Origin of the sequence: Pseudomonas sp. FIP_A4 (assembly GCF_036701605.1) — a bacterium.
In the GTDB taxonomy this organism is placed as follows: Bacteria; Pseudomonadota; Gammaproteobacteria; order Pseudomonadales; family Pseudomonadaceae; genus Stutzerimonas; species Stutzerimonas phenolilytica.
Map to the genome: position 1 here is coordinate 358339 of NZ_JAYDXP010000127.1, position 15924 is coordinate 374262.

14 protein-coding genes are annotated in these 15924 nt (G+C 66.6%); 6 read left to right on the forward strand and 8 right to left on the reverse strand.

All coding sequences use genetic code 11. The features are described from left to right. Window positions 1–84: 84 nt before the first annotated feature. The 5 genes from U8L64_RS17095 to glcD all read right to left on the reverse strand — a co-directional run bounded on the left by U8L64_RS17095 (window position 85) and on the right by glcD (window position 6623). Entirely contained in the window at window positions 85–2268 is a 2184-nt protein-coding gene (locus U8L64_RS17095; RefSeq protein WP_333398339.1) for a malate synthase G, read from the reverse strand. Window positions 2269–2291: 23 nt separating this feature from the next. Continuing rightward, on the reverse strand, window positions 2292–2696 hold the full coding sequence (locus U8L64_RS17100) for a heme-binding protein (RefSeq protein ID WP_043299583.1): 405 nt from the start codon (window positions 2694–2696) through the stop codon (window positions 2292–2294). Window positions 2697–2841: 145 nt separating this feature from the next. Further along, window positions 2842–4059 carry a glycolate oxidase subunit GlcF gene (gene glcF, locus U8L64_RS17105; RefSeq protein WP_054094064.1) on the reverse strand — a complete coding sequence of 406 codons (1218 nt, stop codon included), beginning with the start codon at window positions 4057–4059 and terminating at the stop codon, window positions 2842–2844. A 6-nt stretch (window positions 4060–4065) separates the two neighbouring features. After that, window positions 4066–5124 (reverse strand): glycolate oxidase subunit GlcE, encoded by a 1059-nt coding sequence (glcE, locus tag U8L64_RS17110; protein ID WP_077682174.1) that lies wholly within the window; start codon window positions 5122–5124, stop codon window positions 4066–4068. After that, the gene (glcD, locus tag U8L64_RS17115; RefSeq protein ID WP_333398340.1) at window positions 5124–6623 is read right to left on the reverse strand and encodes a glycolate oxidase subunit GlcD; all 1500 of its coding nucleotides are present in this window, start codon (window positions 6621–6623) and stop codon (window positions 5124–5126) included. The genes glcE and glcD overlap by 1 nt, the downstream gene beginning before the upstream one ends. Window positions 6624–6857: 234 nt before the next feature. Between glcD and glcC the strand changes: the two genes are divergently transcribed. After that, complete coding sequence (glcC, locus tag U8L64_RS17120) at window positions 6858–7631, forward strand: transcriptional regulator GlcC (protein WP_043299576.1); 774 nt, start codon at window positions 6858–6860, stop codon at window positions 7629–7631. Between the two features lie 78 nt (window positions 7632–7709). On the opposite strand, the gene U8L64_RS17125 is transcribed toward glcC, so the two are convergent. Then, the gene (locus U8L64_RS17125) at window positions 7710–8654 is read right to left on the reverse strand and encodes a sensor domain-containing diguanylate cyclase (protein WP_333398341.1); all 945 of its coding nucleotides are present in this window, start codon (window positions 8652–8654) and stop codon (window positions 7710–7712) included. 133 nt (window positions 8655–8787) lie between these two features. On the opposite strand from U8L64_RS17125, the gene U8L64_RS17130 reads away from it, so the two are divergent. The 5 genes from U8L64_RS17130 (at window position 8788) to U8L64_RS17150 (ending at window position 13943) form a co-directional block, all read left to right on the forward strand. Further along, window positions 8788–9327 (forward strand): chorismate--pyruvate lyase family protein, encoded by a 540-nt coding sequence (locus tag U8L64_RS17130; protein ID WP_043295491.1) that lies wholly within the window; start codon window positions 8788–8790, stop codon window positions 9325–9327. 48 nt (window positions 9328–9375) lie between these two features. Further along, on the forward strand, window positions 9376–10272 hold the full coding sequence (gene ubiA, locus U8L64_RS17135) for a 4-hydroxybenzoate octaprenyltransferase (protein WP_333398342.1): 897 nt from the start codon (window positions 9376–9378) through the stop codon (window positions 10270–10272). Between the two features lie 182 nt (window positions 10273–10454). Further along, complete coding sequence (gene phoB / locus U8L64_RS17140; RefSeq protein WP_008569580.1) at window positions 10455–11144, forward strand: phosphate regulon transcriptional regulator PhoB; 690 nt, start codon at window positions 10455–10457, stop codon at window positions 11142–11144. A gap of 40 nt (window positions 11145–11184) precedes the next feature. Beyond that, window positions 11185–12486: a phosphate regulon sensor histidine kinase PhoR gene (gene phoR, locus U8L64_RS17145; protein ID WP_043295489.1), complete on the forward strand. Its 1302-nt coding sequence runs from the start codon at window positions 11185–11187 to the stop codon at window positions 12484–12486. Window positions 12487–12599: 113 nt separating this feature from the next. After that, on the forward strand, window positions 12600–13943 hold the full coding sequence (locus U8L64_RS17150; RefSeq protein WP_043295488.1) for a hemolysin family protein: 1344 nt from the start codon (window positions 12600–12602) through the stop codon (window positions 13941–13943). Between the two features lie 18 nt (window positions 13944–13961). Here the strand turns inward: U8L64_RS17150 and U8L64_RS17155 are convergent, their stop codons facing one another. Both U8L64_RS17155 and U8L64_RS17160 read right to left on the reverse strand, forming a co-directional pair. Continuing rightward, on the reverse strand, window positions 13962–14858 hold the full coding sequence (locus tag U8L64_RS17155; RefSeq protein WP_077682178.1) for a peptidoglycan DD-metalloendopeptidase family protein: 897 nt from the start codon (window positions 14856–14858) through the stop codon (window positions 13962–13964). A gap of 138 nt (window positions 14859–14996) precedes the next feature. Further along, window positions 14997–15908 carry a response regulator gene (locus U8L64_RS17160; protein WP_333398343.1) on the reverse strand — a complete coding sequence of 304 codons (912 nt, stop codon included), beginning with the start codon at window positions 15906–15908 and terminating at the stop codon, window positions 14997–14999. Between the last annotated feature and the right edge of the window lie 16 nt (window positions 15909–15924).

Below are 15924 nucleotides of genomic sequence, written 5' to 3' on the forward strand. Positions count from 1 at the left end.
GCCCCGAACGCAAAAATCGGCGTCCGGGGCTCCTGTCTGGTACCGGCGGGAGACAGGCTCCCGCCTTGCCGTTCATGGCTCGCTTCAGGCCGGGTTGGCCGCCTTGAAGCGCTGGCGCCACTGGTGCAGCAGCGGCTCGGTATAGCCAGCCGGCTGCTCGCGGCCCTTGAACACCAGGTCGCTGGCCGCCTGGAAGGCGATGGACTTGGCGTAGTCCGGCGCCATCGGGCGGTACAGCGGGTCGCCGGCGTTCTGCTGGTCGACCACCTTGGCCATGCGCTCCAGGGTTTCCTGCACCTGCTCGCAGGTCACCACACCGTGGTGCAGCCAGTTCGCGATGTGCTGGCTGGAGATACGCAGGGTGGCGCGGTCTTCCATCAGGCCGACATCGTGGATGTCCGGCACCTTGGAGCAACCGACGCCCTGCTCCACCCAGCGCACCACGTAACCGAGGATGCCCTGGCAGTTGTTGTCCAGCTCCTGTTGCTTCTCTTCGGCGCTCCACTTGTCCGCGGCGACCACCGGGATGGTCAGCAGGTCATTGAGCAGCTGCTCGCGCTCGGCGGCCAGGTCGACCTTCTGCAGTTCGCGCTGCACCGCCTGCACGTCTACCTGATGGTAGTGCAGTGCGTGCAGGGTCGCGCCGGTGGGCGACGGGACCCAGGCGGTGTTGGCGCCGGATTTCGGATGGCCGATCTTCTGTTCGAGCATGGCGGCCATCAGGTCCGGCATGGCCCACATGCCCTTGCCGATCTGCGCGCGCCCGGCGAGACCGCAGGCCAGGCCGACCAGCACGTTGTTGCGCTCGTAGGACTTGATCCACGGGGTGTTCTTCATGTCGCCCTTGCGCAGCACCGGGCCGGCTTCCATGCAGGTGTGCATCTCGTCGCCGGTGCGGTCGAGGAAGCCGGTGTTGATGAACGCCACGCGGCTCTTGGCGGCGGCGATGCAGGCCTTGAGGTTGGCGCTGGTGCGGCGCTCCTCGTCCATGATGCCCATCTTCAGGGTGAAGCGCGGCACGCCGATCAGGTCCTCGACGCGGCCGAACAGCTCGTCGGCGAAGGCGACTTCGGCCGGGCCGTGCATCTTAGGCTTGACGATGTAGAAGCTGCCGGTGCGCGAGTTGCCCTTGCGCGCCAGGTCATGCTTGGCGATCAGGCTGGTGAACACGCCGTCCATGATGCCTTCGGGGATCTCGCTGCCGTCTTCGAGCAGGATCGCCGGGTTGGTCATCAGGTGGCCGACGTTGCGGATGAACAGCAGCGAACGGCCGTGCAGCTTCAGCGTGCCGCCGTTCGGCGCGCTGTACTCGCGGTCCGGGTTGAGGCGGCGGACGAAGCTGGAATTGCCCTTGGCGACTTCCTCGCTGAGGGTGCCCTGCACGATGCCCAGCCAGTTGCGGTAGGCCAGCACCTTGTCGTCGGCATCCACCGCGGCGACCGAGTCCTCGCAGTCGAGGATGGTGGAAACCGCGGCTTCGATCAGCAGGTCTTTCACGCCGGCGGCATCGGTCTGGCCGATCGGGCTGTTCGGGTCGATCTGGATCTCGATGTGCAGGCCATTGTTCTTCAGCAGTACAGCCTTGGGCTCGACCGCTTCGCCCTGGAAGCCGACGAACTTCTCCGGTTGCTTGAGGCCGGTGACGGTGCCGTTTTCCAGGGTCACCTTGAGCTGGCCGTCCTGCACGCGGTAGGCGGTGGCGTCGGCGTGGCTGCCTTCAGCCAGCGGCGCGGCCTGGTCGAGCACATTGCGCGCGTAGGCGATGACCTTGGCGCCACGGACTTCGTTGTAGCCCGGGCCCTTCTGCGCGCCCCCCTCTTCAGAGATGGCGTCGGTGCCGTACAGCGCGTCGTACAGCGAGCCCCAACGGGCGTTGGCGGCGTTCAGCGCGTAGCGGGCGTTCATGATCGGCACCACCAGCTGCGGGCCGGCCTGAGTAGCGATCTCGCTATCGACGTTGGCGGTGTCGATCTTCACCTCGCCCGGCACCGGCAGCAGGTAGCCGATGGATTCGAGGAAGGCGCGGTAGGCGGCCATGTCCTTGATCGGGCCCGGGTTGGCCTTGTGCCAGGCGTCCAGTTCGAGCTGCAGCCGATCGCGCTCGGCGAGCAGGGCGCGGTTCTTCGGCGCCAGGTCGTGGGCCAGCTGGTCCAGGCCCCGCCAGAACGCGGTGGCGTCGATACCGGTGCCCGGCAGGACTTCGTCTTCGACAAAACGCTTGAGGTTGGCCGCGACCTGCAGGCGGCCCAGGGTTACACGCTCGGACATCTATTGTTCTCCTTGTGCCTGAATCAGTGAGCGAGGGCGGCAACGCCCGCCTTGGCGATCTGCGCGTCCTGCGCGGCAGTCACGCCGGACACGCCAACCGAACCGATGACCTGGCCGTCGACCACCAGCGGCACGCCGCCTTCCAGCGAGCAAACCACCGGCGCGGAGAGGAAAGCATTGCGGCCGTTGTTGACCATGTCCTCGTAGCCCTTGGTTTCGCGGCGACCGACGGCCGCGCTGCGGGCCTTCTCGGTAGCGATGTAGGAGGCGATCGGCGCGCAGCCGTCCAGACGCTCCAGCGCCAGCGGATGGCCGCCGTCGTCGGCGACGACGATGGTCACGGCCCAGCCGTTGGCCTGCGCTTCGGCACGGGCGGCGGCGAGGATGGCGGTCACTTCGGTCTGGCTCAGTACGGCTTTGCTTTTCATCTCGATTCTCCTGTCTGCGTATTTCGGTTGTTCGGTTGGCGCGCGGCGGGATGGCCGGAGTGGCTCGGTGGACATGCGCTGCGCGAGATGTCCACCCTACGGCTCGCGCGTCGTAGGGTGGAAAACGGCGCAGCCTTTTCCAGCGTCACCCCATCGATTCCTCGACCACTTCGATCCAGTGCTTGACCGGCGTGCGGCCGGCGCCATCCAGGTGGGTCTGGCAGCCGATGTTGGCGGTGACGATCACCTCCGGCTTGCCGCTCTCCAGTGCATTGAGTTTGTTGTCGCGCAGCTGGTGGGAAATCTCCGGCTGGGTGATCGAATAGCTGCCGGCCGAGCCACAGCACAGGTGCGCATCGGGCACCGCGGTGAGCTGGAAGCCCAGGCGGGTGAGCACGTCTTCGACCGCGCCGCCGAGCTTCTGCGCGTGCTGCAGGGTGCACGGGCAGTGGAAGGCCATGCGCTTGTCGGCGCGCACATCGAGCTTTTCCAGCTCGGCGCTGCGCAGCACCTCGACCAGATCCTTGGCCAGTTCGCTGACACGCGCGGCCTTGGCGGCGTAGGCCGGGTCATCCTTGAGCAGGTGGCCGTATTCCTTGACGAAGGCGCCACAGCCGCTGGCGGTCTGCACGATGGCTTCGGCACCGGCTTCGATGGCCGGCCACCAGGCGTCGATGTTGCGCCGCGCGCGGTCCAGACCGGCGTCCTGGGCATTGAGGTGGTAATCCACCGCGCCGCAGCAACCGGCCTCACGCGCCGGACTGACGCTGATGCCGAGGCGATCGAGCACCCGCGCGGCGGCGGCGTTGGTGGCCGGCGACAGGCTCGGCTGCACGCAGCCTTCGAGCATCAGCACGCGACGGCTGTGCATCACCTGCGGGCGCGGCTTGGCCGGGCGGATCTCGCGCGGCAGGTGGTCCTTCAGCGAGGCCGGCATCAGCGGTTTCAGCGCATTGCCGGCACTGAGCAGCGCCTTGAACAGGCCCGGACGCGGGATCACCGTGCGCAGACCGCCGCGCAGCAGGCGCTCACCGGTGGAACGCGGCACCTGGCGCTCGATGAAGTCGCGGCCGATGTCCAGCAGGTTGTGGTACTTCACCCCGGACGGGCAGGTGGTCTCGCAGTTGCGGCAGGTCAGGCAGCGGTCCAGGTGCAGCTGGGTGCTCTCGGTCACCTCACCGCCCTCGAGCATCTGCTTCATCAGGTAGATCCGCCCGCGCGGACCGTCCAACTCGTCGCCGAGCAGCTGGTAGGTCGGGCAGGTGGCGTTGCAGAAACCGCAGTGCACGCAGGAGCGCAGGATGCTTTCGGCTTCCTCGGCGCGCGGCAGTTGCTTGGCGGCTTCGCTCAGATTCGTTTGCATACGTCGTCAGACCTCGGAATACATGCGGCCGGGGTTGAAGATCCCCTGCGGGTCGAGCGCGGCCTTGAGCTGGCGGTGGTAGCGCAGCAGCGGTGCGGACAGCGGCTGGAACGGATTGGCCGCCGCGCCCGCGGTGAAGCAGCTGGCGTGGCCGCCGACCTCGACGGCGATGCCGCGTACGGTCACCGCATCGGCATCGGTCTTCAGCCAGCGCTGGGCGCCGGCCCAGTCCACCAGCTGCTCGCCCGGCAGGTTGAGCGCCGGCGTGTTGTTCGGCAGCGACAGCCGCCACAGCGGCCGCGGATCGGCGAAGAACGCCAGGCGCTGCTCGCGCAGCTCGCTCCAGTAGCTGGCCTGCAGATCATCGCCACCGATACGCTCGCGCGCGGCGTTGACCGAACCTTCGCCACCTTCCAGGCGCAGGTTGAGGAATCGCCCGTCATGGCTGGCGGCGCTGATCGGCACCGGCTGCTGGCCCCACTCGGCGAGCTTGAGCAGGGCGCGTTCCAGATCGATCTCCAGGCGCAGGCTGGTGCACTGGCGCGGCTTGGGCAGCACCTTGAGCGAGACCTCGGTGAGCACGCCGAGGCAGCCGAAGCTGCCGGCCATCAGGCGCGAAAGATCGTAGCCGGCGACGTTCTTCATCACCTCGCCACCGAAGCGCAGGTGCTTGCCCTGGCCGGTGATGATTCGCGTGCCGAGCACGAAATCACGCACCGAGCCGCTCCACGGCCGGCGCGGGCCGGACAGCCCGGCGGCAATCATGCCGCCGACGGTGGCGCCCTCGCCGAAGTGCGGCGGCTCGCAGGGCAGCATCTGCCCGGCGGCATCCAACGCGGCTTCCAGCTCGGCCAGCGGGGTGCCGGCGCGCGCGGTGATCACCAGTTCGGTGGGGTCGTAGCTGACGATGCCGCGATGGGCGCGCACGTCCAGCAACTGGCCCTCGACCGCGCGGCCGAGGAAGGCCTTGCTGCCGCTGCCCTGGATGCGCAGCGGGGTCTTGCTCGCCAGCGCCTGGTTGACCTGTTCCAGCAACTGCTCGCTGGCATCGAATGAAACCGTCATCAAAAGCGCTCCAGTTCGGGGAAGGGCAGTTCGCCGTTGTGGATATGCATGCGGCCGAATTCGGCGCAGCGATGCAGGGTCGGGATGTTCTTGCCGGGGTTGAGCAGGCCGCTCGGGTCGAAGGCCGCCTTCACCGCGTGGAACAGGGTCAGTTCGTCGCTGTTGAACTGCGCGCACATCTGGTTGATCTTCTCGCGGCCCACGCCGTGCTCGCCGGTGATGCTGCCGCCGACCTTGACGCAGAGTTCGAGAATCTTGCCGCCGAGGTCCTCGGCGCGCTCCAGCTCACCGGGCTGGTTGGCATCGAAGAGGATCAGCGGGTGCATGTTGCCGTCGCCGGCGTGAAACACGTTGGCCACGCGCAGGCCGAACTGCTCGGACAGCTCGGCGATGCCGCGCAGCACGCCCGGCAGCTCGCGGCGCGGGATGGTGCCGTCCATGCAGTAGTAGTCCGGCGAGATGCGCCCGACCGCCGGGAAGGCGTTCTTGCGCCCGGCCCAGAAGCGCACGCGTTCGGCTTCGTCTTTCGCCAAGCGCACGTCGGTGGCGCCGGCCAGCTTCAGCACTTCGCTGACGCGCGCGCAGTCGTCGTGCACGTCGGCTTCCACGCCATCCAGTTCGCAGAGCAGGATCGCTTCGGCATCCACCGGGTAACCGGCGTGAATGAAATCTTCGGCGGCGCGGATCGACAGGTTGTCCATCATCTCCAGCCCGCCGGGGATGATGCCGGCGGCAATGATGTCGCCGACCGCGCGCCCGGCCTTCTCCACCGAGTCGAACGCGGCCAGCAGCACCTTGGCCACCTGCGGCTTGGGCAGCAGCTTGACCGTCACCTCGGTGACGATGCCGAGCATGCCCTCGGAGCCGGTGAACAGCGCCAGCAGGTCGAAGCCCGGCGAATCCAGGGCGTCGGAGCCTAGCACCATGCGCTCGCCCTCGACGGTAAGGATTTCCACCTTGAGCAGGTTGTGCACGGTCAGCCCGTATTTCAGGCAGTGCACGCCGCCGGCGTTCTCGGCAACGTTGCCGCCGATCGAGCAGGCGATCTGCGAGGACGGGTCCGGCGCGTAGTACAGCTCATAGGGCGCGGCGGCCTGGGAAATTGCCAGGTTGCGCACGCCGGGCTGAACGCGGGCGAAACGGCCGGCCGGGTCCACTTCGAGAATCTTGTTGAAGCGCGCCATCACCAGCAGGATGCCCTGCTCCAGCGGCAGCGCGCCGCCGGACAGGCCGGTGCCGGCGCCGCGCGCGACCACTGGCACGCCGCGCTGGTGGCAGAGCTTGAGCAGCGTCTCGACCTGCTCGACGCGCTCGGGCAGTACCACCAGCATCGGCGTGGTGCGGTACGCCGACAGGCCGTCGCATTCGTACGGCTTGAGGTCTTCGCCGCGATGGAGGATTTCCAGGTCCGGCAGCGTGCGCTGCAGCTCGGCCAGCAGGGCGGCCTTGTCGACCTTGGGCAACGCGCCGTCGACGCGTTCGTCGTAGAGGATATTCATGCAGATTCGCCGCTCTCGTACGGTCACCCCAGCACGGCCGCTGCGGTGAGATGCCGCATGTTTAGCCTGCGCGACGCCGACACGTCCATGCCGGCGCCAACTGGTCCTACCAGTTTCTGTAGTGATAGCCGCTCAAGCACTACCTGAATACCAGGCAAGCCGCCATTTCTGCACGCAGGAAGCTACTCGGGGTAAACTGTCCGCAAACTGGTCCTACCAGCAGTGAGAGCCTGCATGTTGAGCGAAAAGAACAATGACCGTCGTCAAGTCGCTGACGTGGTCGCCGAGCGGATCGAGCGCCTGATCGTCGATGGCGTGCTCAAAGCCGGCCAGGCACTGCCTTCGGAGCGGCGCCTGTGCGAGAAACTCGGCATCTCACGCTCGGCCCTGCGCGAGGGCCTGCGCGTGCTGCGCGGGCGCGGGATCATCGAGACGGCGCAGGGTCGCGGCTCCTTCGTTGCGCAGCTGTCGGACAAGCGCGATGCCAGTCCGCTGATGCACCTGTTCAATTCGCAGCCGCGCACGTTGTACGACCTGCTGGAAGTGCGCGCGCTACTGGAAGGCGAATCGGCGCGACTCGCCGCGCTGCGCGGCACCGATGCCGATTTCGTGCTGCTGCGCCGGCGCTACGAGGAAATGCTCGCCGCCCATTCCGACGTGCAGGACGCCGACCCGCGCGAGCACGCGCGCCTGGACCACGCCTTTCACCTGGCCATCTGCGAGGCCTCGCACAATCCGGTGCTGGTACACACCCTGCAGTCGCTCACGGACCTGATGCTGTCCACCGTGTTCGCCTCGGTGAACAACCTCTATCACCGCCCGGTGCAGAAGCGGCAGATCGACCGCCAGCACTCGCGGCTGTTCCACGCGGTCACCGAACGCCTGCCCGACCAGGCGCAACGCGCCGCGCGCGACCACGTGCACGGCATTCGCGACAACCTGCGGGAGATCGAACAGGAAGAACAACGCCTGGTGCGCGCCACCATGCGCCTGGAAGGCTGGGCGTAAACCCGAACTGGAACGGATGGACGTAGGGTGAATGTCGTTTTACATCCACCCTGGCGCGCTGGGCGAGTCGCCTTCGGGCTACGCCAGTACCGCCTGGTTGCGCCCCTGATGCTTGGCCTTGTAGAGCAGGCGATCCACCCTTTCGAGAAAGGCCTGGGGCTGGTCGAGCGGGCCCGGGATGAGGGTACTCACGCCGAGACTGATCGTCAGCAGCGGTGCGACCTGGGAGTGGGCGTGCTGGATGTTCTGCCCGCGAATCAGCTGGCGACAGCGCTCGGCAACCTGGGCCGCGGCCTGGGCATCGGTCTCCGGCAGCAACAGGACAAACTCTTCACCGCCATAACGGGCCAGCAGATCGCGCGGGCGCACGGCGGCCCCGCTCAGGGCCTGGCCAACGCTTTTCAGGCAATCGTCGCCGCGCACATGACCATAGTGATCGTTGTACTGCTTGAAATAGTCGATATCCAGCAGGATCAGCGATAGCGGCAGGCTGTTGCGCTGGGCATTGCTCCATTCCATCTGCAAGCGGTTGTCGAACATGCGCCGGTTGGCCACACCGGTAAGGCCGTCCTGATAGGAGAGTTCTTCCAGCTGCTTCTGCAGCTGCAACAGCTGTTGCTCGGTCTGCTTGCGCTCGCTGATATCGAACATGAAGCCGACCAGCGCTTCGACCTCGCCCGCGGCATTGCGCAGCACATGCACCACATCGCGAATCCACACATAGCGGCCGTCGCGGGTCAGAGCGCGATAGTCGGCCTCGTGGTCGAGGCCTGACTGGGACTGCGCCACACAGAAATTCACCACCCACTCGCGGTCTTCCGGGTGCATGCGCTCGGCCCAGTCATTGGCGCTCAGCCAACTGCCCTGCGGCCAGCCCAGCAGGGTTTCGATCTGCGGGCCGATGTAGGCAAACGTCATGGTGGCCCAGTCGATCTTCCAGGGAATGGCCTTGGTCGATTCGAGCAGTGTCTTGTACACCGCACTATCGTTCATCATCGAGCCGTTCATCATCGAGTCGTGCATGGCGGTCAATCCGTGCTGGGCATGCGCAGGGTTGTAACCAAGATCGACAACCCGCGCAACCGGCGCAGCCAGCGCGCTTGCCGGCTTTCTTGTTAGACTCCCCGCCTTTCCTGAATCGCTCCCTCTATCGCCCGTGCCTGAACTCCACACCTGGCTGACCGCCAACCAATTGCCGACGCCGCTCGATCCGCTGCAGCATGACTGGCTCTATGTCGACAAGGGCTCGCTGACCCGTCGCCTGACCGAGCTGGCCGCCGGCGCCTTCAGCGTGATCCCGCTGCATCAGGCCTGGGAGCCGTTGCGCGACGACGAGTGCGTCGCGCTCGGGGTGGCGTCCGGCAGCCAGGGCTGGGTGCGCGAAGTCTACCTATGCGGCCACGGCCGGCCCTGGGTGTTCGCCCGCAGCGTCGCCGCGCGCGCCGCGCTGGAGCGTTCCGGCATGGACCTGCAGGGCCTCGGCAGTCGCTCGCTCGGCGAACTGCTGTTCAGCGACCCGGCGTTCGCCCGCGGCACGCTAGAGGCCTGCCGCTACCCCGCCGCCTGGCTGCCGCCGGAGCATCGCCAGCCTGACCTGTGGGCGCGCCGCTCGCGCTTCAGCCGCGAGCACCTCGGCGTGCTGGTGGCGGAAGTATTCCTGCCCGAACTCTGGCAGGCCGCCGGCATCGCGCCATGAGCCGCGCTGCCCGCGCCTGATTCGTCATCTTCCGCACGGAGACCGCCGATGTATCTGAAACTCCTGCAATCGTGCAATCGTCTGCACCCGCGCGCCTGGGACTTCATCCAGCTGACGCGCATGGACAAGCCCATCGGCATCTACCTGCTGCTGTGGCCAACGCTCACCGCGCTGTGGATCGCCGCCGAGGGCGTGCCGAGTCTCGCGCACCTGTTCATCTTCAGCGCCGGCGTGGTGCTGATGCGCGCCGCCGGCTGCGTGATCAACGATTTCGCCGACCGCAATTTCGACGGCCACGTGCAACGCACCAGCAATCGCCCACTGGCTACCGGGCGCATCCGCGTGCGCGAGGCCTGGATACTGTTCGCCGTGCTGGTGGCACTGGCCTTCGGCCTGGTGCTGCTGACCAATGCACTCACGGTCTGGCTGTCGTTCGGCGCGCTGGCGGTCGCCTCGCTGTATCCGTTCATGAAGCGCTACACCTACTACCCGCAGGTGGTGCTCGGTGCGGCGTACTCGTGGGGCATCCTGATGTGCTTCACCGCCACCCGCGGCACGCTGCCGCCGGAGGCCTGGCTGCTGTTCGTCGCCAACGTGGTGTGGACGGTGGCCTACGACACCTACTACGCCATGGCCGACCGCGAGGACGACCTGAAGATCGGTATCCGCTCCACCGCCATCCTGTTCGGCGATGCCGACCGGGTGATCATCCTCGGCCTGCAGGGCCTGATGCTGTTCTGTCTGTTGCTGGCTGGCGCGCGCTTCGAGCTGGGGCAGTGGTTCCACCTCGGCCTGGCACTCGCCGCCGCCTGCTACCTGTGGGAATTCCATTACACCCGTTCGCGCGACCGCCAACGCTGTTTTGCTGCCTTCCTGCACAACCACTGGGCCGGTCTGGCGATCTTCGCCGGCATCGTGGCGGATTACGCGCTCAAGGCGAGCTGAACTGCGCTGAGTCAACGTGCGTGATTGTGCGGCAAACAGGCCGCTATCGCGCAAAAAATAGCCAACCAATAGCGCTTTGATGGCACGCCGGCGCACGCCGCCGGCCCCTGCCCTCGCGCTGTCACATCGCTGCAATAATTCCGTTATCTAATGCCGAGCGACAGAATGACCGAGGCGTGACCATGAACGGCAAGAGCATACTGATCGTCGACGACGAAGCGCCGATCCGCGAGATGATCGTCGTCGCCCTGGAAATGGCCGGCTACGAATGCCTGGAGGCGGAGAACAGTCAGCAGGCCCATGCGCTGATCATCGATCGCCAGCCCGACCTGATCCTGCTCGACTGGATGCTGCCCGGCACCTCCGGCATCGAGCTGGCGCGGCGCCTGAAGCGCGACGAGCTGACCGCCGACACCCCGATCATCATGCTCACCGCCAAGGGCGAAGAGGACAACAAGATCCAGGGCTTGGAGGTCGGCGCCGACGACTACATCACCAAGCCGTTCTCCCCGCGCGAGCTGGTGGCGCGCCTGAAAGCCGTGCTGCGCCGCGCCGCGCCGACCGACAGCGAGGCCCCCATCGAGGTCGGCGGCCTGCTGCTGGACCCGATCAGCCATCGCGTCACCATCGACGGCAAGCCGGCCGAGATGGGCCCGACCGAGTACCGTCTGCTGCAGTTCTTCATGACGCACCAGGAGCGCGCCTATACTCGCGGTCAGCTGCTGGATCAGGTCTGGGGCGGCAACGTCTACGTCGAAGAGCGCACCGTCGACGTGCATATCCGTCGACTGCGCAAGGCGCTCGGCGAGGCTTACGAGAACCTGGTCCAGACCGTGCGCGGCACGGGCTATCGCTTCTCCAGCAAGGTCTGACACCTCACCGCCACCCTACCGTCCGCATGGAGCTTCTCGGTTGAACCAGAACTGGCAAGGCACCCTCGTCCGCCGTCTCCTGCTCCTGCTGGGCGCCTGCCTGCTGCTCGGGCTGGTCACTGGCGAATACGCCTGGATGCTCGTGCTCGGCCTGGGCGGTTATCTGGGCTGGACCTTCCACCAGCTGCGCCGCCTGCAGCACTGGCTGCAGCGCAAGGATGCCGACCAGCCGCCCCCCGATGCTGCTGGTGTCTGGGGCGAGGTGTTCGACAACCTCTACCAGCTGCAACGCCGCGACCTGCGCCTGCGCGGCCAGCTGCAGGCGGTGATCGACCGCGTGCAGGGCTCCACCGCGGCACTCAAGGACGCGGTGATCATGCTCGACAGCGACGGCAATCTGGAATGGTGGAACATCGCCGCCGACCGCCTGCTCGGCCTGAAGAAACCGCAGGACATCGGCCACCCGATCACCAACCTGGTACGCCATCCGCGCTTCAAGGACTACTTCGAGGGCGGCCAGTACGACGAGCCGCTGGAGCTGCCGGCGCCGGTCAACGACCGCCTGCGCCTGCAGATCACCATCACCCGCTACGGCAACAGCGAACGCCTGCTGGTGGTGCGTGACGTCACGCGGGTGCATCAGCTCGAGCAGATGCGCAAGGACTTCGTCGCCAACGTTTCCCATGAGCTGCGCACGCCGCTGACGGTGATCGCCGGCTATCTGGAGACGTTGCTGGACAACCCGGAGCAGATCAATCCGCGCCTGCTGCGCGCGCTGCAGCAGATGAACCAGCAGACCGATCGCATGCAACACCTGATCAATGACCTGCTGCTGCTGGCCAAGCTCGAAGCCAGCAACCGGCCGACCGACAACCAGCCGATCGCCGTCGCGCCGCTGCTGCAATCGATAACCAGCGACGCGCGCGCCCTTTCCGGCAGCCACGCGCACCGCATCAGCCTCGACGCCGACGCCGCGCTGTGGCTCAAGGGCAGCGAGACCGAGCTGCGCAGTGCGTTCTCCAATCTGGTCTTCAACGCGGTGAAATACACACCCGGCGGCGGCGATATTCACATCCGCTGGTGGAGCAACGAGGCCGGCGCGCACCTGAGCGTGGAGGATTCCGGCCTGGGTATCGAGCCCAAGCACCTGCCGCGGCTGACCGAGCGCTTCTATCGCGTCGACTCCAGCCGCGCGAGCAATACCGGCGGCACCGGTCTCGGCCTGGCGATCGTCAAGCACGTGCTGCTGCGCCATCAGGGTCGGCTGGACATCAACAGCTCGCCGGGCAAAGGCAGCACCTTTACTTGCCATTTTCCGACGTCACAGATCGCGCAGCGCTGACGACCGGGGCGCCGGCGGATCCCACGGCGCAACCACGCGATCGTCGGATGGTTGCTTGAAAAGCCCGCGCGCCGCCCCCATTCTGAGCGCTCCATTGCCATCCAGAACACCCCATGGACCCTTCCCCCAGTTACGTTGCACCCTCCTATTTCGCTGATTTCGGCCTGATTCTGTTTGCCCTTTTCCTCGTCCTGCTCAACGGCTTCTTCGTCGCCGCCGAGTTCGCCATGGTCAAGCTGCGCGCCACCAAGGTAGAGGCGATCGCCAGTCAGCACGGCTGGCGCGGGCACATCCTGCGCACCGTACATAACCAGCTGGATGCCTACCTGTCGGCCTGCCAGCTGGGTATCACCCTGGCGTCGCTGGGGCTTGGCTGGGTGGGCGAGCCGGCATTTGCCCACCTGCTCGAACCGCTGCTGGCGCTGGTCGGCATCGACAACCAAGCGCTGGTGCACGGCATTGCCTTCTTCACCGCGTTCTTCATCATCTCCTACCTGCACATCGTGGTCGGCGAGCTTGCGCCCAAGTCCTGGGCAATCCGCAAGCCTGAACTGCTGTCGCTGTGGACGGCCGTGCCGCTGTACCTGTTCTACTGGCTGATGTACCCGGCGATCTACCTGCTCAACGCCAGCGCCAATGCCATCCTGCGCCTGGCCGGCCAGGGCGAGCCGGGCGCGCACCACGAGCACCACTACAGCCGCGAGGAGCTGAAGCTGATCCTGCACTCCAACCGCGCGCTGAACCCGAGCGACCAGCAGATTCAGGTACTGGCTTCGGCGGTGGAGATGAGCGAGCTGGAGGTGGTCGACTGGGCCAACTCCCGCGAGGATCTGCTGCAGCTGGAGCACGACGCACCGCTCGGCGACATCCTCGACACCATCCGCCGCCACAAGTACAGCCGCTACCCGGTGTACGACAGCAGCCAGGGCGAGTATGTCGGCCTGCTGCACATCAAGGACCTGCTGCTGGCGCTGGCCGAGGACGAACGACTGGCCGAGCACTTCGACCTGCACGATCTGCTGCGGCCGCTGGAACGCGTTTCCAAGCACATGCCGCTCAACGTGCTGCTCAACCAGTTTCGCCAGGGCGGCGCGCATTTCGTGCTGGTGGAGGAAGGCGACCACAAGGTGATCGGCTTCCTGACCATGGAAGACGTGCTTGAGGTGCTGGTCGGCGACATCCAGGACGAGCACCGCAAGACCGAGCGCGGCATCCTCGCCTACCAGCCCGGCAAGCTGCTGGTGCGCGGCGACACGCCGCTGTTCAAGGTCGAGCGCCTGCTGAATGTCGACCTCGACCATGTCGAGGCCGAAACGCTGGCTGGCCTGATCTACGAAACCCTCAAGCGGGTTCCCGAGGAAAACGAGGAGCTGCAGGTCGAAGGCCTGCAGATCGTGGTCAAGAAGATGCGCGGGCCGAAGATCGTGCTGGCCAAGGTACTTCGCCAGGAGTCCTAGCAACCGCAGCGGCGTCGGTTACTCGCCGCCCACCGCGAAATTCGGCAGGCTGTCGACCGGCTGGGAGAAGGCGAAGGGAATCGACTCGACCGCCAGGCCGACGTTGCGTTGCACGACGAAATGCAGGTGCGGCCCGGTGCTGTTGCCGGTATTGCCGGAGCGTGCCAGGCGCGTGCCGGTGGCCACCCGCTGACCTTCCTGCACCGTCACCGAGCCCTTCATCAGGTGCAGGTAGACGCCCATCGTGCCGTCGTCGTGCAGGATGCGCACGAAGTTGCCGGCCGGGTTGGTACCACGCCCGCTCTGCTGATTTTCCACCTTCACCACCATGCCGCCACGCGCCGCGATGATCGGCGTGCCCTCGGGCATGGCGATATCCACCGCATGCCGCCCCTTGGGAGTGAAGTGGCTGTACTGGCCGTTGGCGCCCTGGGTCAGGCGGAACGGCCCGCCACGCCAGGGCAGCGGATATTTGTACGGCTTGGGCAGCAGTCGCGGATCGCCCAGCGCATGACGCAGCTTGGGTGTGTAGCGGAGCGGCTTGCTGGCATCGCGCGGCGCCAGCGTGGCCAGGCGAATCTGGCTGCGCGGCGGCAGCACCCAGCGGATCGGCTCGGCCGGGGCACCCACCGCATTGCTGACCCCCTCCAGCTTCAGCTCGATATCCACCGGGGCGAACAGGTCGTTGCGCACCACCAGCGTTTCACCGGCCGCATGCTTGCGGGTTTCCAGCTTCACCTGATTGTCGAGCTTCTCCACCATGCGGTCGCGGAAGACGAACACCTGCGAACCGGGCGCAGCCTGGTCGCTGTAGGTCACCACACCATTGGCATCGGTGTACTTGTAGATGGTCAGAGCCAGTGCGGGCGAGGCCAGCAGCGACAGCCCGAGCAAAGGAAGAAGACGCCCCAGCATAACGGCAGTTCTAGTCGTGAAGTCTGTTGGAGGGCGAAGACTAGCAGCGCCGCCAGGACGCCGCGAGCCACCGACCGTCGGGGTGTGAAGCCGGTCAGCTTGTGCACGGCGCCTGCCGACGAACTGTGCGCGACGTGCTCAGGCGCCGGGCACGAAGTGCTTCTGCGCGGTGCCGCGCGCGATCAGTCGCGACAGGTAATCGAGCTTCTGCGCATCGCGGTCGACGAAGCGGAACGACAGCTGCAGCCACTCGCTGTCGGGCTTGGGCTCCAGCGCGGCCACTGCGTGCAGGTAGCCGTTCAACCGAGCGATCTCGCCGCCCACGCCCTGCTCCAGATCGAGCACGGCGCTTTCCAGCACCTGCGGCAGCAGCTCGCCGCGACGCACCACCAGCAGCGCCTCCTTCAAGCTCAGCGCCTTGATCACGCACGCCAGCGTACCGGCCGCCAGACGCAGTTGGCCTTGCCCGCGGCCGCCGGTTGCCGCGGCCGGCTTGCTCGCGGCTGGCGCGGCGGCAGGCTGCAGCAGCGGGGAAGCGGCAACCGGCGCAGCGACCGATGCGGGACGTACCACCTCGGCCTTGCCGCCGGTCAGCGCGGCCAGCGAATCATTGGCCATCCCGGGCGACAGGGCGCGCACCGGCGCACTGGCGGCCAGCGCGTCGAGCTTGCCGGCGCGGCCGAGTGCCTTGCGCACCTTGCTGGTCAGTTGCTCGTTGGTGAACGGCTTGCCGATGTAGTCCGAAACCCCGGCCTGGATCGCCTGCACGACGTTCTCCTTGTCGCCGCGGCTGGTCACCATGATGAACGGAGTGGTCTTCAGTGCCTCCTGCGCGCGGCACCAGGTGAGCAGCTCGAGGCCGGACATTTCCGGCATTTCCCAATCACAGAGGATCAGGTCGAAGCGCTCGCGACCGAGCATCTGCTGCGCCTTGCGGCCGTTGACGGCCTCCTCGATGCCGATGCCGGGAAAGTGTCCGCGCAGCCCCTTCTTCACCAGATCGCGAATGAACGGCGCATCATCCACTATCAACACACTGACCTTGCTCATCCATCCCCTCCTGCGA